At 71.3% G+C, this 20980-nt stretch carries 18 protein-coding genes and 1 pseudogene; 3 read left to right on the forward strand and 16 right to left on the reverse strand.

All coding sequences use genetic code 11. The annotated features are described in order from the left end of the window. Positions 1-49: 49 nt before the first annotated feature. Positions 50-982, reverse strand: coding sequence for a methionyl-tRNA formyltransferase (fmt, locus tag ICC28_RS03640; RefSeq protein WP_188286911.1), 933 nt, complete (start codon positions 980-982; stop codon positions 50-52). 239 nt (positions 983-1221) lie between these two features. Between fmt and ICC28_RS03645 the strand changes: the two genes are divergently transcribed. Continuing rightward, positions 1222-1764, forward strand: a complete 543-nt coding sequence (locus ICC28_RS03645; RefSeq protein ID WP_188286912.1) for a hypothetical protein — start codon at positions 1222-1224, stop codon at positions 1762-1764. Between the two features lie 649 nt (positions 1765-2413). On the opposite strand, the gene ICC28_RS03650 is transcribed toward ICC28_RS03645, so the two are convergent. Continuing rightward, on the reverse strand, positions 2414-4570 hold the full coding sequence (locus ICC28_RS03650; RefSeq protein WP_188286913.1) for a primosomal protein N': 2157 nt from the start codon (positions 4568-4570) through the stop codon (positions 2414-2416). Positions 4571-4705: 135 nt separating this feature from the next. Then, positions 4706-5440, reverse strand: coding sequence for a dienelactone hydrolase family protein (locus ICC28_RS03655; RefSeq protein ID WP_188286914.1), 735 nt, complete (start codon positions 5438-5440; stop codon positions 4706-4708). Between the two features lie 68 nt (positions 5441-5508). Between ICC28_RS03655 and ICC28_RS40290 the strand changes: the two are divergent. Further along, positions 5509-5718, forward strand: a pseudogene (locus ICC28_RS40290) (EamA family transporter); the annotation flags it as partial. A 176-nt stretch (positions 5719-5894) separates the two neighbouring features. Here the strand turns inward: ICC28_RS40290 and metK are convergent. The 13 genes from metK to pyrR form a co-directional block, all read right to left on the reverse strand. Then, positions 5895-7103, reverse strand: coding sequence for a methionine adenosyltransferase (metK, locus tag ICC28_RS03660; RefSeq protein WP_188286915.1), 1209 nt, complete (start codon positions 7101-7103; stop codon positions 5895-5897). Positions 7104-7341: 238 nt separating this feature from the next. Further along, the gene (gene coaBC / locus ICC28_RS03665; RefSeq protein ID WP_188286916.1) at positions 7342-8544 is read right to left on the reverse strand and encodes a bifunctional phosphopantothenoylcysteine decarboxylase/phosphopantothenate--cysteine ligase CoaBC; all 1203 of its coding nucleotides are present in this window, start codon (positions 8542-8544) and stop codon (positions 7342-7344) included. 122 nt (positions 8545-8666) lie between these two features. Beyond that, on the reverse strand, positions 8667-8939 hold the full coding sequence (rpoZ, locus tag ICC28_RS03670; RefSeq protein WP_005319902.1) for a DNA-directed RNA polymerase subunit omega: 273 nt from the start codon (positions 8937-8939) through the stop codon (positions 8667-8669). Between the two features lie 53 nt (positions 8940-8992). Further along, positions 8993-9550, reverse strand: a complete 558-nt coding sequence (gene gmk, locus ICC28_RS03675; protein ID WP_188286917.1) for a guanylate kinase — start codon at positions 9548-9550, stop codon at positions 8993-8995. A 61-nt stretch (positions 9551-9611) separates the two neighbouring features. After that, positions 9612-9935, reverse strand: a complete 324-nt coding sequence (locus tag ICC28_RS03680; RefSeq protein ID WP_003977346.1) for an integration host factor — start codon at positions 9933-9935, stop codon at positions 9612-9614. A gap of 296 nt (positions 9936-10231) precedes the next feature. After that, positions 10232-11077, reverse strand: coding sequence for an orotidine-5'-phosphate decarboxylase (pyrF, locus tag ICC28_RS03685; protein WP_188286918.1), 846 nt, complete (start codon positions 11075-11077; stop codon positions 10232-10234). Continuing rightward, complete coding sequence (locus ICC28_RS03690) at positions 11074-12180, reverse strand: quinone-dependent dihydroorotate dehydrogenase (RefSeq protein WP_188286919.1); 1107 nt, start codon at positions 12178-12180, stop codon at positions 11074-11076. Before ICC28_RS03690 ends, pyrF begins: the two co-directional genes overlap by 4 nt. 54 nt (positions 12181-12234) lie before the next feature. After that, on the reverse strand, positions 12235-15543 hold the full coding sequence (carB, locus tag ICC28_RS03695) for a carbamoyl-phosphate synthase large subunit (protein WP_188286920.1): 3309 nt from the start codon (positions 15541-15543) through the stop codon (positions 12235-12237). Beyond that, complete coding sequence (gene carA, locus ICC28_RS03700) at positions 15536-16678, reverse strand: glutamine-hydrolyzing carbamoyl-phosphate synthase small subunit (protein WP_188286921.1); 1143 nt, start codon at positions 16676-16678, stop codon at positions 15536-15538. The genes carB and carA overlap by 8 nt, the downstream gene beginning before the upstream one ends. Further along, on the reverse strand, positions 16675-17235 hold the full coding sequence (locus ICC28_RS03705) for a hypothetical protein (RefSeq protein ID WP_188286922.1): 561 nt from the start codon (positions 17233-17235) through the stop codon (positions 16675-16677). Before ICC28_RS03705 ends, carA begins: the two co-directional genes overlap by 4 nt. Further along, positions 17232-18518 (reverse strand): dihydroorotase, encoded by a 1287-nt coding sequence (locus tag ICC28_RS03710; RefSeq protein WP_188286923.1) that lies wholly within the window; start codon positions 18516-18518, stop codon positions 17232-17234. The genes ICC28_RS03705 and ICC28_RS03710 overlap by 4 nt, the downstream gene beginning before the upstream one ends. Before the next feature lie 5 nt (positions 18519-18523). Continuing rightward, positions 18524-19501, reverse strand: coding sequence for an aspartate carbamoyltransferase catalytic subunit (locus ICC28_RS03715; protein ID WP_188286924.1), 978 nt, complete (start codon positions 19499-19501; stop codon positions 18524-18526). Positions 19502-19588: 87 nt separating this feature from the next. Next, positions 19589-20149 carry a bifunctional pyr operon transcriptional regulator/uracil phosphoribosyltransferase PyrR gene (gene pyrR, locus ICC28_RS03720; RefSeq protein WP_188286925.1) on the reverse strand — a complete coding sequence of 187 codons (561 nt, stop codon included), beginning with the start codon at positions 20147-20149 and terminating at the stop codon, positions 19589-19591. 252 nt (positions 20150-20401) lie between these two features. Here pyrR and bldD point away from each other — a divergent pair, with 252 nt between their 5' ends. After that, positions 20402-20902 carry a transcriptional regulator BldD gene (gene bldD / locus ICC28_RS03725; RefSeq protein WP_019059743.1) on the forward strand — a complete coding sequence of 167 codons (501 nt, stop codon included), beginning with the start codon at positions 20402-20404 and terminating at the stop codon, positions 20900-20902. The last annotated feature ends 78 nt before the right edge of the window (positions 20903-20980 follow it).

Raw genomic sequence — 20980 nt, forward strand, 5'->3', positions numbered from 1 at the left:
TGACGTGTGCGTCCAGCGTACGGCGCGCCCCGGGCCGGTGCGCGGCCGGTCAGGCCCCCACGCGCTCGCCCTCCGCGATCCGCGCGCCGCGCGCCCAGTCCGCCGCCCGCATCGGCTTCTTGCCCTGGGCCTGCACCCACAGCAGCTCCACGCCGTAGGAGCCGGTGCCGACGTGGACGTCGTTCTTGCCGACGGACAGCGCGCCCGGGGCGAGGTCGGTGCGCTCGGGCACCGGCCTGACCTGGATGAGCTTGAGCCGCTCGCCCCGGAAGACGGTCCAGGCGCCGGGCGCCGGGGTGCAGCCGCGCACCACCCGGTCCACACGCAGCGCGGGCGCGGACCAGTCGACCCGGGCGTCCTCGACGGTGATCTTCGGCGCGAGGGTGACGCCGTCGCCCGGCTGCGGTACGGCCTTCAGGGTGCCGTCCTCGATCCCGTCCATGGTCGCGGCCAGCAGCCCGCTCCCCGCGAACGCCAGCCGCGTCAGCAGGTCACCGGCGGTGTCGGTGGGCCGGACCTCCTCGGTGACGGTGCCGTAGACGGGCCCGGAGTCCAGCCCTTCCTCGATCAAAAACGTGGACGCACCCGTGATCTCGTCGCCCGCCATGATCGCGTGCTGGACGGGAGCGGCACCGCGCCAGGCGGGCAGCAGCGAGAAGTGCAGGTTGACCCAGCCGTGCGCGGGGATGTCGAGGGCGACACGCGGCAGCAGCGCCCCGTACGCGACGACGGGGCAGCAGTCCGGCGCGATCTGCGCGAGCCGCTCCAGGAATTCGGGGTCCCGCGGCTTGACGGGCTTCAGCACCTCGATCCCGGCCTCCTCGGCCCGCTCGGCCACGGGAGACGCGACCAGCCTGCGCCCCCGCCCGGCCGGGGCGTCGGGCCGCGTGACGACGGCGGCCACGTCGTGCCGCCCGGAGGCGATCAGGGCGTCCAGAGCGGGAACGGCGACCTCGGGGGTACCGGCGAAGACGAGCTTCATGGGTGGGTGCGAACCTCTCGGACGGCGGTGGGGTACGGGCAGCACACCAGTCTATGGGCCCCCGAACGGGACGGCCGCCGCCGGTGAACAGCCCCTGACCACCGGCGCACGCATATGCCGGTACGCCCCCTCTGCGTGACCCGCGGAGCGAATCCGCGTTGGTCAAGAAAGAGTTGACCACAGCGGGCCGCACATCGCGCGGCCCCATCCTTTTCAACGCCGGTTCGAGAGGCTTGTTCATGGCCGACCACGCAACCCACGACGCCCAGGCTCGGGCCAGCCTGCACTTGCTGGTGCGGGACATCGAGCGGGTCCGCCGGCAGGTGGACGCACTGCGCACACTCACCGCCCAGTTGGGCAACGTCTACCGCCCGCGCCGCTCCGGCCCCTCCACGGGCTTCGTCGTCTACGGACGCGCTCCCGCCCCGACGGTGCGTCTCGCCCAGGAGCTGCGGGACAGTGTCGAGACCCTGGTCACGGCCGCCGTGGACTTCGACCGCTCGCTCGGCTTCTCGTGGGACGCGGTGGGCTCCGCCCTCGGCGTCACCAAACAGGCGGTCCACCGCCGCTACGGCGCCCGCCGCGCCGCGACCCAGGCCGCCGCCGAGGCCGAGCGGACGACCGAGCCGTCCGGCAGCCGGACGGTCAACGTCAGCACCGCCATCCCCCCGGTACCGACGGTCCCCGCCGCCCGCTCCATGCCCACGCAGCCGACAGCGGGCAGCCCCGTCCTCCGCGACGAGGCACGACCCACCGCCTTCCCCGGCCCCCGCAACGGCTGACCGGCCCCCTGTGCCTCCGTCCTCCCGCGCCGACATCGGGAGGCCGGAGGCACAGGTCGCTCCAGGCCACCGCGCCCCAAGCGAAGCCGGCTACGGTTCGGCAGCACCCCGAGGGGGCGCGGGGAACTGCACGACCGGCCACGACGGCACCTCGGGGGACAGAGCCACACGAAACTCCACGCCACCGCGCCCCAAGCAGATCCGGTGCACTCGGCTGCGCTTCGGCAGCGCCCCGAAGGGGCGCGGGGAACTGCGCGACCGGCCGCAACAGCCCCGCAGACGAACCACACCCCGTCGCGGCACTTCCAGCGGAGCGCTCAGCAGCGGACCACCCCACACTCCGCCGCCGCACCCGCGAAAGCCCTCACGCCCGCGCACCCCACCCACCAGCTCAACGCCCCCACCCTCCCGCGCCTGACCCCGCCGAACGCCACGCTCCCCCGCACGCCACTCCCCTGAAGGCCCCACCTCCACGCCCACCGGCCCAACGCCCCGCGCCCCACCGGCTCAACGTCCTGGCCCTCCGCATCTCACCCACCGAAGGCCCCGCTCCCTCGCGTCCCGCCCGCCCAGCGCCACGCACCCCCGCGCGCCCCCCTGAACGCCCGCCCCCGGACCGCCGCGCCCCGCCACCTCACGGCCCCGTGTCTCACCCGATGTCAGGCGGATCGACCCGAATCCGTACCGCGGCTTCCCCTCCGGCGCCACCGCGGGCCATCCGAGCCGCCTGTGCCGCCTTCAGGGCTGCCGCGAGCGCGGCCCCGCTCCCCGGAGGTACTCGGACGAGCGCACGCTCCCACTGCTCCCCCACGGGCGGGGCCCCGGTCCGCCGCGGGCGCCCCGTGGCCGTGACGGGCAGCGGCACCGGGCCCAATACCTCCGCCTCCCGGGGCAGTTCCACGGCTCGCAGGAACTCACCCACCGACTCCGCCGGCCCCGACACGGCCGCCATCCGGGAGACCGGCGGAAAGCCCAGCTCGGCCCGCTCGGCGAGTTCCCGCACCGCGTGGCCGACGGGATCCCAGCGCACCAGGGCCTGCACGGGCCGAAGGGTCGGTTCGGCAACGACGACGACGGTCCCCCCGTCGCCCTGCGGCCGCACGAGCGAGGCGGCCGCGATCCAGCGCCGCAACGCGTCCTCCCCGGCCCGCAGATCGGGCCGCCCGAGCATGGCCCAGCCGTCCAGCAGCAGCGCCGCCGCGTACCCGCCCTCGGCGACCGGCTCGGCCCCGGGCGTACTCACGACGAGCGCGGGCGCCCCCGGCACCGTGTCCAGGACCTGCTCGCGCCCGGAGGTCCGCACCGGCACGGCGGGAAACGCCCGCCCGAGCTCCTCCGCGGTCCGCCGAGCCCCGACCACCTGCGCCCGCAGCCGGAAAGAACCGCACTCCGGACAGTGCCAGGCCCCCTCCTCGCGCCCGCACCACCCGCACCGCAGCGCACCGGTGTCCTGCGCCTCCAGCGGCCCGGAGCAGTGCCGGCAGCGCGCGGGAGCCCGGCAGGTGGCACACGCCATCCGCGGCACGTACCCCCGGCGGGGCACCTGAACGAGCACCGGCCCCTGCCGCAGCGCGTCCCTGACGGTCTGCCAGGCGAGCGAGGGCAGCCGCGCGGCGCGCGCGGCCTCGTCCCGGGCCAGATCGGTGTCCCCGACCGTCCGCACCAGCGGAGCGGCGGCCCGCACCTGCTCCCGGGCGGCGACCAGCGGCCGCGCCCACCCGCTCTCCACCAATTGCGCGGCCTCCACGGTGCAGCTCCAGCTGCCCAGCAGGAACCCGCACCGATCCTGGGCGGCCCGCAGCAGCAGCACATCGCGCGCATGCGGCTGCGGCGCGTGCGGTTCGCTGTGGCTGTCGTCCCCGTCGTCCCAGATGGCGACCAGCCCGAGGTTCCGCACCGGCGCGAACATGGCGGCGCGCGTCCCCACGACGGCCCGTACGGACCCCCTGCGCACCGCCAGCCACTCCCGGTACCGCTTCTCGGGCCCGGCGTCGGCGGTGAGCACGGCATGGCGCCCCTCCCCCAGCAGCGAGGTCAGCGCGGCGTCGACCCGCGCGACGGCCCGCCCGTCCGGCAGCACGACCAGCGCGCCCCGCCCGGAGGCGAGGGTCGCCGCCACGGCCCGCGCCAGCTCCTCACTCCACTCGGCCCCGGGCAACGCGTTCCACACGGCACGCGGCGCCCCGCCCGATGCCAGCGACTCCAGGAACGCGGCCCCGTGCCCGTACCGCCGCCAGGACCCCGCCTCGGGCGCCGACGGCACCGGCAGCGGCTCGGGCGAGGGCCGCTGCTCGGCCCGCGCGCTGCGCGGCGGCACGGCGAGCTGCAGCACATCGGCAAGGCTCCCCGCGTACCGGTCGGCCACGCCCCGCGCAAGCCCCAGCAGCTCCTCGCTCAGCACCCGCTCGGGCGACACGACCTGCGCGAGCGCCGCCAACGGCCCGGAGTAGTCGGACTCGGCGAGCCGCTCAACGAGGAACCCGTCGATGAGCCCCCCGCCCTCACGCCGCCCGTCCCGCACCCGATGCCGCCCGGCCCCGAACCGCACCCGCACCCGCACCCCCGGCTGCGCGTCCGCGTCCAGCTCCGCGGGCACGGCGTAGTCGAAGTACCGATCGAGATGCAGCACCCCCTTGTCGACCAGCACCCGCGCAACGGGCAACTCCGCGGCCAACGCGGCCCCCCGCCACGTCCGCGGCTTGGCCCGGGGCCCCTTGGCCTTGCGGACACTCTCCCGAATCAACGCGAGCTGCTCGGGCGGCGCCCCCTCGGCCCCACCACCACCGTGCCCGTCCTCGCTGCTCACGCTTGCATTCTTACCAAACCCCACCGACAACCGACGCCCACCGGAGCTCAGCCTGGCCACGCCCCCGAGGGAGGCATCCCAGAAGTACCCGCGCCCGAAGCTTGCGCCCGCCCTCCGGCCCGGCATCAGGTGGTATCAGCCAAGGTGTCGGGCGAAGAACCGCAGCGTGCTGTCCACCTCGAATGCCGGGATCTCACCGTGCTTGCCGGGGTTGGCGTGCAGCGACTTCTCGATCGAGGCGAAGGCGTCGAACAGTGCCAGGCTCTGGGCCCGTGGCACTCGTTCATCGTCCCACTGCACGAGGAACTCCACTGGGACGGTAATCCGCGCGGCGGTCTCGGCCGGCACCTCAGCACCGCCCAAGCCCAGCACCGCCGCTCGGATCCGTGACTCGGCGGCGATCAGCGGAACCCCGATCACGCAGCCCAGCGACAATCCCCAGTAGCCAACTGGGCCAATGCCGACATGACTGAGCTTCTGGACCGCGTTGAGGACACTCTGCCATTCCGGCACCATCTGGCGGACAACGAGCGTCTGGAAGTCGGCGATCGGCGCGGCCAGTCCCTCACCGGCGTCAAGCCGGGCCTCGTACTCGGTCGCGATCCGGGTGAACTCCTCATGTTCCGGCCGGTCACCGTGGCTGGGTGCATCGATCGCCACCACGGCGAAACCGCACTCGGCCACGAAGCGGCGCGCACGGTCCAGGATGTCGGGGGCCTTCTTGTTCTGACCGCCGCCGTGCCCCATTGCAATCAGGGGGCGCGTCCCGTTGACGCCTCGTGGAGTCCATAGCACGCCAGGGACGCCGTTGAGCAGGAAGACCTGTTCCAAGACGCCGCCATCGGACGACGTTTCAGAAGTAAAGCGCATACTGTTGCGGGCCTTTCGGGATGCCTGCCTCGGGCGCGCTTACCAGCGCGCTTCCCTCCTCGGCACCGGTCAACACACTCATGTTCCTCATGGCCCCGGTCACGGCGGTCTGGGGAGTCCTCATGTTCGGCGAACCGTTCGGTCCGCAGACTGCTTTCGGCCTGGCTGTCGGCCTCCTGGCAGTCGTCATCGTCCATCGCGGTGATACCTCAGCCACCACCGTGCGCGCGGGACACGGACACGAGGGAGGGCACGAAGCGGCCACGTACGGCGCGTGATTCCTTTTGAGTTTCTGGGTCACGCCGTGGGTCGAGATGCGCGCCCCCTGCCACCGGAGGAGGGCGAGGACGATTCCGAACCCCCTCGACGGACCCGGGGCCCACCACTGAGCCCTGGAAACGGGACGAGGCCCGGCCCCCCCGTGGGGAACCGGGCCTCGCGGCAAGACGTGTAGCTACAGCCCCGCGGCCTTCCGCAGTGCCTCCACGCGGTCCGTGCGCTCCCAGGTGAAGTCGGGGAGTTCGCGGCCGAAGTGGCCGTACGCGGCGGTCTGGGCGTAGATCGGGCGCAGGAGGTCCAGGTCGCGGATGATCGCGGCCGGGCGCAGGTCGAAGACCTCGTCGATGGCCTTCTCGATCTTCTCCACGTCGACCTTGGCGGTGCCGAAGGTCTCGATGAAGAGGCCGACGGGCTCGGCCTTGCCGATCGCGTACGCGACCTGCGCCTCGCAGCGCGAGGCCAGACCTGCGGCGACGACGTTCTTGGCGACCCAGCGCATCGCGTAGGCGGCCGAGCGGTCGACCTTGGACGGGTCCTTGCCGGAGAAGGCGCCGCCGCCGTGGCGGGCCATGCCGCCGTAGGTGTCGATGATGATCTTGCGGCCGGTGAGGCCGGCGTCGCCCATCGGGCCGCCGATCTCGAAGCGGCCGGTCGGGTTGACCAGCAGGCGGTAGTTCTCGGTGTCGAGCTTGATGCCGTCGTCGAGGAGCGCCTTCAGCTCCGGCTCCACGACGAACTCGCGGATGTCCGGCGCGAGCAGCGACTCCAGGTCGATGTCGGAGGCGTGCTGCGAGGAGACGACGACCGTGTCCAGGCGGACCGCCTTGTCACCGTCGTACTCGATGGTGACCTGCGTCTTGCCGTCCGGGCGCAGGTAGGGGATGGTGCCGTTCTTGCGGACCTCGGACAGGCGCTTCGACAGGCGGTGCGCCAGGAAGATCGGCAGCGGCATGAGCGTCGGCGTCTCGTCCGTCGCGTAGCCGAACATCAGGCCCTGGTCACCGGCGCCCTGCCGGTCCAGCTCGTCCTCGTCGCCCTCGACCCGGGACTCGTACGCCGTGTCGACGCCCTGTGCGATGTCGGGGGACTGTGCGCCGATCGAGACCGAGACGCCGCAGGAGGCGCCGTCGAAGCCCTTCTTCGAGGAGTCGTAGCCGATCTCCAGGATCTTGTTGCGGACCAGCGTCGCGATGTCCGCGTACGTCTTGGTCGTGACCTCTCCGGCCACGTGCACCAGGCCGGTGGTGATCAGCGTCTCGACGGCGACGCGGGACGTCGGGTCCTCACGCAGAAGCGCGTCGAGAATGGTGTCGCTGATCTGGTCAGCGATCTTGTCGGGGTGACCCTCGGTCACGGACTCCGAGGTGAACAGGCGACGGGACACAACGCTCCCTGGGGTTGCAGCGGCTGCTGGCTGATCATGGGCGGACGGGACGGGGGCTGCGCCCGGCGTCGTCCGAGAACAGTTTATCGGTCGCGCTCGGCCGCGGGCCCACCCGTCTCGCCTCTCGGGAGTGCTGTGACCTGCGGCACGGGCATTCTGCCCAATGCCGAGCGGGCTTGGCCAGGGGCGCCACGCCCCAAAGAGCGGGGTTTTGGGGGCCGTATGCCGAATGCAACGTTCAGCTCAGGCGTTCCACGACGAGATCCCATACGGTTTCGGCCAGGGCTTCCTTGGGGCCGTGCGGAACGGGCCGCTCGGTGCCGTCGGCACCCAGCACCACGGCCTCGTTCTCCTCGGAGCCGAAGGTCTTGCGCTCCCCCACCTCGTTCACCACGAGGAGGTCGCAGCCCTTGCGTTCCAGCTTCGCACGGCCGTTGGCCAGCACGTCGTCGGTCTCGGCGGCGAACCCGACGATGACCTGGCCCGGGCGGGCGCGGTCGGCCGAGATCTCCGCGAGGATGTCCGGATTCCGCACCAGGACGATGGGCTCCGGGTCCTGGCCGTCCTTCTTCTTGATCTTCCCGGTGGCGTACGCGGACGGGCGGAAGTCCGCGACCGCCGCCGCCATGACGACGGCGTCGGCGTCGGCGGCCGCCTTCAGTACCGCCTCGCGCAGCTGCACGGCCGTGCCGACGGGGACGACGTCGACGCCCGCCGGGTCCGGCAGGCCCGTGTTGGCGGCGACCAGTGTCACCCGGGCGCCCCGGGCGGCGGCGGTGCGGGCGAGGGCGTAGCCCTGCTTGCCGGAGGAGCGGTTGCCGAGGAAGCGGACGGGGTCGAGGGGCTCGCGGGTGCCGCCGGCGCTCACCACGACGTGCCGTCCGGTGAGGTCCGGCTCGGTGACGCCCCGGGCCAGTACCCGGCGGCAGACCTCGAAGATCTCGCCGGGGTCGGGAAGTCGGCCCTTGCCCGTGTCGACGCCGGTGAGGCGGCCGACGGCCGGCTCGATGACGACGGCACCGCGGCGGCGCAGCGTCGCCACGTTCTCCTGGGTGGCCGGGTGCTCCCACATCTCGGTGTGCATGGCGGGGGCGAAGACGACCGGGCAGCGGGCGGTCAGCAGGGTGTTGGTGAGCAGGTCGTCCGCCAGGCCGTGGGCCGCCTTGGCGAGCATGTCGGCCGTCGCCGGGGCGACGATCACCAGATCGGCGTGCTGCCCGATGCGGACGTGCGGGACCTCGTGGACGTCGTCCCACACCTCGGTGGAGACGGGGTTGCCGGACAGCGCCGACCAGGTCGCGGCGCCAACGAAGTGCAGGGCGGAGGCGGTGGGGACGACGCGGACGTCGTGGCCCGACTCCGTCAGCCTTCTGAGCAGTTCGCAGGCCTTGTACGCGGCGATGCCGCCACTGACCCCCAGCACGACCTTCGGCTTGTCCACCGTCTCTCCCCGACCTCGGACCACACGCCGCGCTCCCGGCGTACGACTCCATCACACACCACAGGCCCGACAGTCGCGCTGCCGGGCCTGTGGAAAAGCCAACTGCAATCTGCAAGTACTACTTACTGCGCCGGGCCCTCGATGGCCTCGGAGGTCAGCAGACCCGCGTTGATCTCGCGGAGCGCGATCGAGAGCGGCTTCTCGTGGACGTGGGTGTCCACCAGCGGACCGACGTACTCCAGGAGGCCCTCGCCGAGCTGCGAGTAGTACGCGTTGATCTGACGGGCGCGCTTGGCGGCGTAGATCACGAGGCTGTACTTCGAGTCGGTGGCCTCAAGGAGCTCGTCGATCGGCGGGTTGATGATGCCCTCGGGCGCGGTGATGGAAGAGGACACGCTCTACCTTCCGATGGGTGGAAAAGAATCAGGCATGATCACAGAATTCGCGATCACACAACATCCATCAAGGCTAGCAGCTCGCGCGCCACGTCCTCGACGGAGGTGTTGACCAGGGTCTCGTCGAACTCCGGCTCGGCCGCCAGCTCGACCTTGGCCGCCTCCAGGCGACGCTCGATCACCTCGGGCGCCTCGGTGCCCCGGCCGGTGAGCCTGCGCACGAGCTCCTCCCAGGAGGGAGGAGCCAGGAACACCAGATGGGCCTCCGCCATGGACTCGCGGACCTGTCGGGCACCCTGGAGGTCGATCTCCAGCAGGACGGGCTCGCCCGCCTCCAGGCGCTCCAGCACGGCCGCACGCGGCGTGCCGTAGCGGTTGCCGGCGAACTCCGCCCACTCCAGCAGCTCACCGTTGGCGATCAGCTTGTCCATCTCCTCGTCGGTGACGAAGAAGTAGTGGACTCCGTGCTTCTCGCCGGGGCGGGGCTTGCGGGTCGTCGCCGACACCGAGAGCCAGACCTCGGGGTGTTCCTTGCGCATATGGGCGACGACCGTGCTCTTGCCGACCCCGGAGGGGCCGGAGAGCACGGTCAGCCGCGGACGTTCACTCATGCAGCGATTATTCCAGCAATCCCGGGGTGCCCGGGACTCCCTTCCCGGCAGTGCCCGGGATTCAGGAGCCGGTGCTGCCGAACTCACGCTCCAGGGAGGCGATCTGGTTGGAGCCGAGGCCGCGCACGCGGCGGCTCTCGGAGATGCCGAGTCGCTCCATGATCTGCTTGGCGCGGACCTTGCCCACGCCCGGCAGGGACTCAAGGAGGGCGGAGACCTTCATCTTGCCGATGACGTCGTTCTCCTGGCCCTGCTTGATGACCTCGTGAAGGGAGGCGCCGGAGTGCTTGAGTCGATTCTTGACCTCGGCCCGCTCCCGGCGAGCCGCGGCGGCCTTTTCGAGCGCGGCTGCGCGCTGTTCAGGGGTAAGGGGCGGAAGAGCCACGCCTACGTCACCTCGGATGTTGAACTGTCGGATACGGACCGGTGAGGAACCTAGTCGCCCCACACCTGGGGAGCCACGAGCAACACGCTTGCCCGTTCTCTCGTCGGAGACTAGCGGCCAAGTCCGCCAGAGTCAGCGAGAACAGCGGAAAAGTCCTGGTCAGCCTCCGTCAGGGCGGACATTTCAGACATACTGCCCCGGATTTGAGGATGTATTCAGACTCAAGTCGGCCCCGAGCCGTCGCCGGGACGGTCGAACAGGCGTCCAGAAACACCTGGTCGACCGCCCTGGACGACTCAGCCCGCCGTCACGGCCGCGCGGATCTCCGCCGCGAACCGCTCCGCGACCGCACGCAGCGCCTTTACGTCAGGACCGTGCCGCAGGACGCCCCGGCTGACGTTCGGCACGACATTGCGCACCGCGGCGCCGAAGACGCCCGGGAGATCGGCCGGCGTCGCCCCCTGGGCGCCGATGCCGGGCGCCAGGAGGGGACCGTTGATCTCCAGGTCGTAGGACGACAGATCGCCGAGCGTGGCGCCGACGACCGCGCCGAAGGAGCCCAGCGGCTCCTCCCCCGCGTTCTCGGCGGCCAGGTGGGCCAGCATGGTCGCGCCGACGGTGCGGCCGTCGCCGCGCACCGCGTGCTGCACCTCGCCGCCCTCCGGGTTGGAGGTCAGCGCCAGCACGAACAGGCCGGCGCCGTTCTCGCGCGCGAGATCCACGGCGGGCTTGAGCGACCCGTAGCCGAGGTACGGGGAGACGGTCAGGGCGTCCGAGAACAGCGGGGCGTCCTTGTGCAGGAAGGACTCGGCGTACGCGGCCATGGTCGAGCCGATGTCGCCGCGCTTGGCGTCCATGACGACCAGCGCACCGGCCGCGCGGGCCTCCTCGACCGACTTCTCCAGGACCGCGACACCGCGCGAGCCGAAGCGCTCGAAGAACGCGCTCTGCGGCTTGAGGACGGCGACCCGGTCGGCCATCGCCTCCACGACCGTGCGGCTGAACCGCTCCAGGCCGGCCACGTCGTCGTTCAGGCCCCACTCGGCGAGCAGGGACGCGTGCGGGTCGATGCCGACGCACAGCGGGCCACGGTCGTCCATGGCCCGGCGCAGGCGGGCGCCGAAGGGCTCCGACACGGTCATGCGGACTTCCTCACGTCGGCGCCGACCGCGTCGGCGAGGGTGGCGTACGGGCTGGTGCGCAGACGGGCGGCGAGGCCCTTGTGGATGGCGCGGCTGTAGCAGGGCCCCTCGTAGATGAAGGCGCTGTAGCCCTGGACCAGGGTGGCGCCCGCGAGGATGCGCTGCCAGGCGTCCTCGGCGTTCTCGATGCCGCCGACGCCCACCAGGGTGATGCGGTCGCCCACGCGCGCGTAGAGGCGGCGCAGCACCTCCAGGGAGCGTGCCTTGAGCGGCGCCCCGGACAGGCCGCCGGTCTCCTTGACCAGTGCGGGTTCGGAGGTCAGACCGAGTCCCTCGCGCGCGATGGTGGTGTTGGTGGCGATGATGCCGTCCAGGCCGAGTTCCACGGCGAGGTCGGCCACGGCGTCGACGTCCTCGTCGGCGAGGTCCGGCGCGATCTTCACCAGCAGCGGGACGCGCCGGTTGGCCACCGTGCGGTCGGCGGCCTCGCGGACGGCGCTCAGCAGGGGGCGCAGCGCCTCGGTGGCCTGCAGGTTGCGCAGCCCGGGCGTGTTCGGCGAGGAGACGTTGACGACCAGGTAGTCGGCGTACGGCGCGAGCCGCTCGGTGGACTTCACGTAGTCGCCGACGGCCTCGGACTCGGGTACGGCCTTGGTCTTGCCGATGTTCACGCCGACGACCGTCCTGAACACGGGGTTGCGCGAGGCCAGGCGGGCCGCGACCGCGAGCGAGCCGTCGTTGTTGAAGCCCATGCGGTTGATCAGCGCGCGGTCCGGTACGAGCCGGAACAGCCGCTTCTTGGGGTTGCCGGGCTGCGCCTCGCCGGTGACCGTGCCGATCTCGACGTGGTCGAAGCCGAGCATCGACATCCCGTCGATCGCGACGGCGTTCTTGTCGAAGCCCGCGGCGAGCCCGAAGGGGCCGTGCATGCGCAGTCCGAAGGCCTCGGTGCGCAGTTCCTTGTGGCGGGGCGCGAGGGCGGCTGCGACGAACGTGCGCAGGACGGGGATCCGCGCCGCCAGCCGGATCCAGCGGAAGGCCAGGTGGTGGGCCTGTTCGGGGTCCATCCGGGTGAAGACCAGGCGGAAGAAGAGCTTGTACATGTCGGTGTCCTCACCAAGAGGGGGACACCGTTTCCGGTGTCCCCCTCCTGGCTGCTAGTCGCGGGCCGCGGTCAGGTGTTCGGCGTGTTCCTGGAGCGAGCGGACGCCCACGTCGCCGTGGTTGAGGGCGTCGATGCCCTGCACCGCGGCGGCCAGCGCCTGCACGGTCGTCAGGCACGGCACGGACCGCGCCACGGCCGCCGTGCGGATCTCGTAGCCGTCCAGGCGGCCGCCGGTGCCGTACGGGGTGTTGACGATGAGGTTGACCTCGCCGTCGTGGATGAGCTGGACGATGGTCTTCTCGCCGTTCGGGCCGGTGCCCTCGGACTGCTTGCGGACCACGGTGGCGTTGATGCCGTTGCGCTTGAGGACCTCGGCGGTGCCGGAGGTGGCCAGCAGCTCGAAGCCGTGCGCCACCAGCTCGCGCGCCGGGAAGATCACCGACCGCTTGTCGCGGTTGGCCACCGAGATGAAGGCGCGGCCCCTGGTGGGCAGCGGGCCGTAGGCGCCGGCCTGCGACTTGGCGTACGCCGTGCCGAAGACGTTGTCGATGCCCATGACCTCGCCGGTGGAGCGCATCTCCGGGCCGAGGACCGTGTCGACCCCGCGGCCGTGGATGTCGCGGAACCGCGACCACGGCATGACGGCCTCCTTGACGGAGATCGGCGCGTCCAGCGGCAGCTCGCCGCCGTCGCCGGTCTTCGGCAGCAGCCCCTCGGCGCGCAGTTCGGCGACGGTCGCGCCCAGCGAGATCCGGGCGGCGGCCTTGGCCAGCGGCACCGCGGTCGCCTTCGAGGTGAAGGGGACCGTGCGCGACGCGCGCGGGTTGGCTTCGAGGACGTAGAGGATGTCGCCGGCCATCGCGAACTGGATGTTGATCAGGCCGCGGACGCCGACGCCCTTGGCGATGGCCTCGGTGGAGGCGCGCAGGCGCTTGATGTCGAAGCCGCCGAGGGTGATCGGGGGCAGCGCGCACGCGGAGTCGCCGGAGTGGATGCCGGCCTCCTCGATGTGCTCCATCACGCCGCCGAGGTAGAGCTCCTCGCCGTCGTAGAGCGCGTCGACGTCGATCTCGATGGCGTCGTCGAGGAAGCGGTCGACGAGGACCGGCCGGGAGGGGCTGATCTCGGTCGACTCGGCGATGTAGGACGACAGGCGGGTCTCGTCGTAGACGATCTCCATGCCGCGGCCGCCGAGGACGTAGGACGGGCGGACGAGGACCGGGTAGCCGATCTCGTCGGCGATGGCCTTGGCCTCGGCGAAGGTGGTGGCGGTGCCGTGCTTGGGGGCGGGCAGGCCGGCCTCCTTGAGCACGCGGCCGAAGGCGCCGCGGTCCTCGGCGGCGTGGATCGCCTCCGGGGAGGTGCCGACGACGGGGACGCCGTTGTCCTTCAGCGCCTGTGCCAGGCCCAGCGGGGTCTGGCCGCCGAGCTGGACGACGACGCCCGCGATCGGGCCGGCCTGCGCCTCCGCGTGGACGATCTCCAGCACGTCCTCCAGCGTCAGCGGCTCGAAGTACAGCCGGTCGGAGGTGTCGTAGTCGGTGGAGACGGTCTCCGGGTTGCAGTTGACCATCACAGTCTCGTAGCCGGCCTCGCTCAGCGCGAAGGAGGCGTGGACGCAGGAGTAGTCGAACTCGATGCCCTGGCCGATGCGGTTGGGGCCGGAGCCCAGGATGATGACGGCCGGCTTCTCGCGCGGCGCGACCTCGGTCTCCTCGTCGTAGGACGAGTAGAAGTACGGCGTCCTCGCGGCGAACTCGGCGGCGCAGGTGTCGACCGTCTTGTAGACCGGGCGGATGCCGAGGGCGTGCCGGACCTCGCGGACGACGTCCTCGCGCAGGCCGCGGATCTCACCGATCTGCTGGTCGGAGAAGCCGTGCCGCTTGGCCTCGGCCAGCAGGTCGGGGGTCAGTTCCGGGGCCTGGGCGAGCTCGTCGGCGATCTCCTTGATCAGGAAGAGCTGGTCGACGAACCAGGGGTCGATCTTCGTGTACTCGAAGACCTCCTCGGGCGTGGCGCCCGCGCGGATGGCCTGCATGACCGTGTTGATCCGGCCGTCGGTGGGCCGTACGGCCTCGGCGAGCAGTGCGGTCTTGTCGCCGGGCTCGCCGACGAAGGTGAACTGGCTGCCCTTCTTCTCCAGCGAGCGCAGCGCCTTCTGGAAGGCCTCGGTGAAGTTGCGGCCGATGGCCATGGCCTCGCCGACCGACTTCATGGTGGTGGTCAGCGTGGAGTCGGCCTGCGGGAACTTCTCGAAGGCGAACCGCGGGGCCTTGACGACCACGTAGTCGAGCGTGGGCTCGAAGGAGGCCGGGGTCTCCTGCGTGATGTCGTTCGGGATCTCGTCGAGGGTGTAGCCGACGGCGAGCTTGGCGGCGATCTTGGCGATGGGGAAGCCGGTCGCCTTGGAGGCGAGGGCGGAGGAGCGCGACACGCGCGGGTTCATCTCGATGACGATGACCCGGCCGTCCTCGGGGTTCACCGCGAACTGGATGTTGCAGCCGCCGGTGTCCACGCCGACCTCGCGGATCACGGCGATGCCGATGTCGCGCAGGATCTGGTACTCGCGGTCGGTCAGTGTCATCGCCGGGGCGACGGTGATGGAGTCACCGGTGTGCACGCCCATGGGGTCGAAGTTCTCGATGGAGCAGACCACCACGACGTTGTCGTGCTTGTCGCGCATCAGCTCCAGCTCGTACTCCTTCCAGCCGAGGATGGACTCCTCCAGGAGCACCTCGGTGGTCGGGGAGAGCGTGAGGCCCTGGCCGGCGATGCGGCGCAGCTCCTCCTCGTCGTGGGCGAAGCCGGAGCCGGCGCCGCCCATGGTGAAGGAGGGGCGGACGACGACCGGGTAGCCGCCGAGCGTCTCGACGCCCTTGAGGACGTCGTCCATGGAGTGGCAGATCACCGAGCGGGCGGACTCGCCGTGCCCGATCTTGGCGCGGACGGCCTCGACGACCTCCTTGAACAGGTCGCGGTCCTCGCCCTTGTTGATCGCCTCGACGTTGGCACCGATCAGTTCGACGCCGTACTTCTCCAGCGTGCCCGCCTCATGCAGCGAGATGGCCGTGTTGAGGGCCGTCTGGCCGCCCAGGGTGGGCAGCAGGGCGTCCGGGCGCTCCTTGGCGATGATCTTCTCGACGAACTCGGGGGTGATCGGCTCGACGTAGGTGGCGTCGGCGATCTCCGGGTCGGTCATGATCGTCGCCGGGTTGGAGTTCACGAGGATGACCCGCAGGCCCTCGGCCCGCAGGATGCGGCACGCCTGGGTGCCGGAGTAGTCGAACTCGGCGGCCTGGCCGATGACGATCGGGCCGGAGCCGATGACCAGGACGGACTGGATATCGGTGCGCTTAGGCACGCTGGCCCTCCATCAGGGAAACGAAGCGGTCGAACAGGTAGGCGGCGTCGTGCGGGCCCGCTGCCGCTTCGGGGTGGTACTGGACGCTGAAGGCCGGGCGGTCGAGCAGCTGCAGGCCCTCCACCACGTTGTCGTTGAGGCAGACGTGGGAGACCTCGGCGCGGCCGTAGGGGGTCTCGGAGACCTTGTCGAGCGGTGCGTCGACGGCGAAGCCGTGGTTGTGCGCGGTGACCTCGACCTTGCCGGTCGTACGGTCCTGCACCGGCTGGTTGATGCCGCGGTGGCCGTACTTGAGCTTGTAGGTGCCGAAGCCGAGGGCGCGGCCCAGGATCTGGTTGCCGAAGCAGATGCCGAACAGCGGGGTGCCGCGCTCCAGGACCGCCTGCATGACGGAGACCGGGTGGTCGGCGGTGGCCGGGTCGCCCGGGCCGTTGGAGAAGAACACGCCGTCCGGGTTGACGGCGTAGACGTCCTCGGCGGTGGCCGTGGCGGGCAGCACGTGCACCTCGATGCCGCGCTCCGCCATGCGGTGCGGGGTCATGCCCTTGATGCCGAGGTCGACGGCGGCGACGGTGAACTTCTTCTCGCCGATCGCGGGGACGACGTACGCCTCCTTGGTGGCGACCTCGGCGGAGAGGTCGGCGCCCTTCATCTCGGGGGCCTGGCGGACCTCGGTGAGCATGGTGCCCTCGTCGGGCAGGGCGTTGCCGGAGAAGATGCCGACGCGCATGGCGCCGCGCTCGCGCAGGTGGCGGGTGAGGGCGCGGGTGTCGATGCCGGAGATACCGACGACGCCCTGGCGGCGCAGTTCCTCGTCCAGCGTCCGCTTGGCGCGCCAGTTCGACGGCACGCGCGCGGGGTCGCGCACGACGTAGCCGGCGACCCAGATGCGCTTGCTCTCCGGGTCCTCGTCGTTGACGCCGGTGTTGCCGACGTGCGGGGCGGTCATCACGACGACCTGGCGGTGGTACGACGGGTCGGTGAGGGTCTCCTGGTAGCCGGTCATGCCGGTGGAGAACACGGCCTCGCCGAAGGTCACCCCCACGGCCCCGTAGGCACGGCCGCGGAAGATCCGGCCGTCCTCCAGGACGAGGACGGCGGGAACCTTGGTGGCTCCCCTTGTGGAGGTCGTCATCGTGCGCCTTCCGTCTTGTTGATCATCTTGTTCAGGGTGTCGACCCACTCGTTGTGCTCGGCGGCCGTGTCCGAGCGGAAACCGGAGTCGATCAGGCGTTCGCCGTGCGCCCAGGTCACCACGAGCAGTCCGCCCTCGGTGAGGACCTTGCCGGCGATGCCCTTGTCGAGCCGGGCCTCGCGCAGCTGCCCGGCCGGGACGAAGAAGTCGGTCGCGCCGGGGCGAACGACGTCCAGTCCCGCGTCCGTCAGCGTGAGCTCGACCCGGCTGCGGGTGCCCAGGCCGTGCGCCACGATGCGGTCGAGCCACTGCCCGGCGGTGGTGGAGCCGTGGTAGCGGCCGCTCATGCTCAGTCTCACCGGCCCCGGCTCATCGGGCGCGCTGGGCAGCTCCGGGAGGTCGCTCTGGAGGGTGCCGCGCCACTTCCAGCCCTCGCGCATCAGCCAGTAGACGAGCGCGACGAACAGGGCGAGTCCGACGAGCCAGCCGATGCGGGCGGCCCAGTCGGTCACCTCGGCCGACTTCTGTTCTGCGGCGATGGTCAGGAGTGGTGTCACGTGAGCTTCCCGTCGACGAGCGTGGCCTTGCCCCGGAGCCACGTGTGCGTCACACGGCCCGGCAGCTCACGCCCCTCGTACGGAGTGTTGCGGCTGCGCGAGGCGAAGCCCGCGGGGTCCACGGACCCACGGTATTCCGTGTCGACGAGCGTGAGGTTGGCGGGCTCACCAGCCGAGACGGGGCGACCGTGGCCCTTGGCCTGCCCGATCTCGGCGGGCTTGAAGGACATGCGCGCGGCGACCCCGGCCCAGTCGAGGAGCCCGGTGTCGACCATGGTCTCCTGCACCACTGACAACGCGGTCTCCAGGCCGACCATGCCCATGGCGGCCGCGGCCCACTCGCAGTCCTTGTCCTCGTGCGGGTGCGGGGCGTGGTCGGTGGCGACGATGTCGATCGTGCCGTCGGCGAGCGCCTCGCGCAGCGCCAGCACGTCGCGCTCGGTGCGCAGCGGCGGGTTGACCTTGTAGACCGGGTTGTACGTGCGCACCAGCTCGTCGGTGAGGAGCAGGTGGTGCGGGGTGACCTCGGCGGTGACGTCGATGCCGCGGGACTTGGCCCAGCGCACGATCTCCACGGACCCGGCGGTGGACAGGTGGCAGATGTGGACGCGGGAGCCGACGTGCTCGGCGAGCAGCACGTCCCGGGCGATGATCGACTCCTCGGCCACCGCCGGCCAGCCCCCGAGCCCCAGCTCGGCGGAGACGATGCCCTCGTTCATCTGGGCGCCCTCGGTCAGCCGCGGCTCCTGCGCGTGCTGGGCGACGACGCCGCCGAAGGCCTTCACGTACTCCAGGGCGCGCCGCATGATGACGGCGTCGTCGACGCACTTGCCGTCGTCGGAGAAGACGGTGACGCCGGCCGCGGACTCGTGCATGGCGCCGAGCTCGGCGAGCTTCCTGCCCTCCAGGCCGACGGTGACGGCGCCGATGGGCTGCACGTCGCAGTAGCCGTGCTCCTGGCCGAGCCGGTAGACCTGCTCGACGACGCCGGCGGTGTCGGCGACGGGGAAGGTGTTGGCCATGGCGAACACGGCGGTGTAGCCGCCGCTCGCCGCCGCACGCGTGCCGGTGAGAACCGTCTCGGAGTCCTCGCGGCCGGGCTCACGCAGGTGCGTGTGCAGGTCGACCAGGCCGGGCAGCAGCACCTTGCCGGCCGCCTCGACGACCTCGGCACCCTCTGCCGAAAGCCCCGTACCGACGGCCTCGATGACCGAGCCGTTGATCAGCACGTCCTGCGGCTCGCCGCCGAGCACCTTGGCACCACGGATCAGGATCTTGCTCATGTGTCTTACTTCTCCTCGATACGGGTGTGGCTGACGGCGGGCTCGCTGCCGCCCAGCAGGAGGTACAGGACGGCCATCCGGATGGAGACTCCGTTTGCGACCTGCTCGACGACGGTGCAGCGGTCGGAGTCGGCGACCTCGGCGGTGATCTCCATGCCGCGGACCATCGGGCCGGGGTGCATGACGATGGCGTGCTCGGGCATCTTCGCCATGCGCTCGCCGTCGAGGCCGTAGCGCCGGGAGTACTCGCGCTCGGTCGGGAAGAACGCGGCGTTCATGCGCTCGCGCTGCACGCGCAGCATCATCACCGCGTCGGACTTGGCGAGGGTGCTGTCGAGGTCGTACGCCACCTCGCACGGCCAGGTCTCGACGCCGACCGGCACCAGGGTGGGCGGGGCGACGAGGGTGACCTCGGCGCCGAGGGTGTGCAGCAGGTCGACGTTGGAGCGGGCGACGCGGCTGTGCAGGACGTCGCCGACGATGGTGATGCGCTTGTCGGCGAGGTCCTGGCCGATCCCGGCGTCCCGGCCGACCAGGCGGCGGCGCATGGTGAAGGCGTCCAGCAGGGCCTGGGTGGGGTGCTGGTGGGTGCCGTCACCGGCGTTGATGACGGCGGCGTCGATCCAGCCGGAGTTGGCCAGCCGGTACGGCGCTCCGGAGGCGCCGTGCCGGATGACGACCGCGTCGACGCCCATGGCCTCCAGGGTCTGGGCGGTGTCCTTGAGGGACTCGCCCTTGGAGACGCTGGAGCCCTTGGCGGTGAAGTTGATGACGTCCGCGGACAGGCGCTTCTCGGCGGCCTCGAAGGAGATACGCGTGCGCGTGGAGTCCTCGAAGAAGAGGTTGACGATCGTGCGGCCGCGCAGGGTCGGCAGCTTCTTGATGGGGCGGTCGGCCACCCGGGCCATCTCCTCGGCGGTGTCGAGGATCTGGACGGCGTCGTCACGGGTGAGGTCGGCGGCCGAGATGAGATGACGCTGCATCTGTCAGGCTCCGTAAGGCAATTCGGGAGTTTTCGGGCAAACGGACGCACACGTCGGCACGCGAAGCGGTGCCGTGCGCCCGGCTTGCTACTGCGCGGTCTGCTTCACACCGAGCAGCACGGTGTCGCGACCGTCCTCCTCGGCGAGCTGGACCTTGACCGTCTCCCGCAACGACGTGGGGAGGTTCTTGCCGACGTAGTCGGCGCGGATGGGCAGTTCGCGGTGGCCCCGGTCGACGAGGACCGCGAGCTGTACCGCGCGCGGGCGCCCGATGTCGTTCAGCGCGTCGAGGGCGGCGCGGATGGTGCGGCCGGAGAAGAGGACGTCGTCGACGAGGACGACGAGGCGGCCGTCGAGGCCGTCACCGGGGATCTCGGTACGGGCCAGCGCACGCGGCGGATGCATGCGCAGGTCGTCGCGGTACATGGTGATGTCCAGCGAGCCGACCGGGATCTTGCGCTCGGTGATCTCTTCGAGCTTGACGGCGAGCCGCTGGGCGAGGAAGACGCCTCGGGTGGGAATGCCGAGGAGCACCACGTCGTCGGCGCCCTTGGCGCGTTCGACGATCTCGTGGGCGATGCGGGTCAACACCCGCGCGATGTCGGGGCCTTCGAGGACGGGCCGCGCATCGGACGCTTGAGTGTCCATACGAAAAGGACCTCCTTCTCCGCCTCACGGGACGGACCTTAAAGGACGTCGGGTTTGCGCCACTCACCCTAGCAGGCCGCACCACGCCCCCGGTTCACCCCCATGGCGTAATCGGCCGCCACTCCCACGGAAGAGTCGGTGTGGACCATTCGGCTTGACGCAGAAGAGTCACGCTGCGTAACCTCACAGTGAGTTACCAGCCGCGCGGCGGGAACACAGCCGGCCGCGTCGACACAGTGTCCGGGGAGCTATATGTCCAGCGAATACGCCAAACAGCTCGGGGCCAAGCTCCGGGCCATCCGCACCCAGCAGGGCCTTTCCCTCCACGGTGTCGAGGAGAAGTCCCAGGGTCGCTGGAAGGCCGTCGTGGTGGGCTCGTACGAGCGCGGCGACCGTGCCGTGACCGTGCAGCGCCTCGCCGAGCTGGCGGATTTCTACGGCGTTCCGGTGCAGGAGCTACTGCCGGGCACCACGCCGGGCGGCGCCGCCGAGCCGCCGCCGAAGCTGGTCCTGGACCTGGAGCGGCTGGCCCACGTGCCGGCCGAGAAGGCGGGCCCGCTGCAGCGGTACGCCGCGACGATCCAGTCGCAGCGCGGTGACTACAACGGCAAGGTCCTCTCGATCCGTCAGGACGACCTGCGCACACTCGCCGTCATCTACGACCAGTCCCCCTCGGTGCTCACCGAGCAGCTGATCAGCTGGGGCGTGCTGGACGCCGACGCGCGTCGCGCGGTGTCCCACGAGGAGAACTGAGCCTTCTCCCGTCTCAGCAGAAACGTGCCGCCGGGGTGGCCGGAACTTGACGGTTCCGGCCACCCCGGCGGCTTTCGG

The organism is Streptomyces sp. TRM68416, assembly GCF_014596915.1.
Lineage (GTDB): Bacteria > Actinomycetota > Actinomycetes > Streptomycetales > Streptomycetaceae > Streptomyces.

Coding starts and splice junctions, on each gene's coding strand:
- fmt (WP_188286911.1), bottom strand. CDS start 982: ATGAAGCTCGTCTTCGCCGGTACCCCCGAGGTCGCCGTTCCCGCTCTG.
- ICC28_RS03645 (WP_188286912.1), top strand. CDS start 1,222: ATGGCCGACCACGCAACCCACGACGCCCAGGCTCGGGCCAGCCTGCAC.
- ICC28_RS03655 (WP_188286914.1), bottom strand. CDS start 5,440: ATGCGCTTTACTTCTGAAACGTCGTCCGATGGCGGCGTCTTGGAACAG.
- gmk (WP_188286917.1), bottom strand. CDS start 9,550: ATGAGTGAACGTCCGCGGCTGACCGTGCTCTCCGGCCCCTCCGGGGTC.
- pyrF (WP_188286918.1), bottom strand. CDS start 11,077: ATGACCGTGTCGGAGCCCTTCGGCGCCCGCCTGCGCCGGGCCATGGAC.
- ICC28_RS03690 (WP_188286919.1), bottom strand. CDS start 12,180: ATGTACAAGCTCTTCTTCCGCCTGGTCTTCACCCGGATGGACCCCGAA.
- carA (WP_188286921.1), bottom strand. CDS start 16,678: ATGACGACCTCCACAAGGGGAGCCACCAAGGTTCCCGCCGTCCTCGTC.
- ICC28_RS03710 (WP_188286923.1), bottom strand. CDS start 18,518: ATGAGCAAGATCCTGATCCGTGGTGCCAAGGTGCTCGGCGGCGAGCCG.
- ICC28_RS03715 (WP_188286924.1), bottom strand. CDS start 19,501: ATGCAGCGTCATCTCATCTCGGCCGCCGACCTCACCCGTGACGACGCC.
- pyrR (WP_188286925.1), bottom strand. CDS start 20,149: ATGGACACTCAAGCGTCCGATGCGCGGCCCGTCCTCGAAGGCCCCGAC.
- bldD (WP_019059743.1), top strand. CDS start 20,402: ATGTCCAGCGAATACGCCAAACAGCTCGGGGCCAAGCTCCGGGCCATC.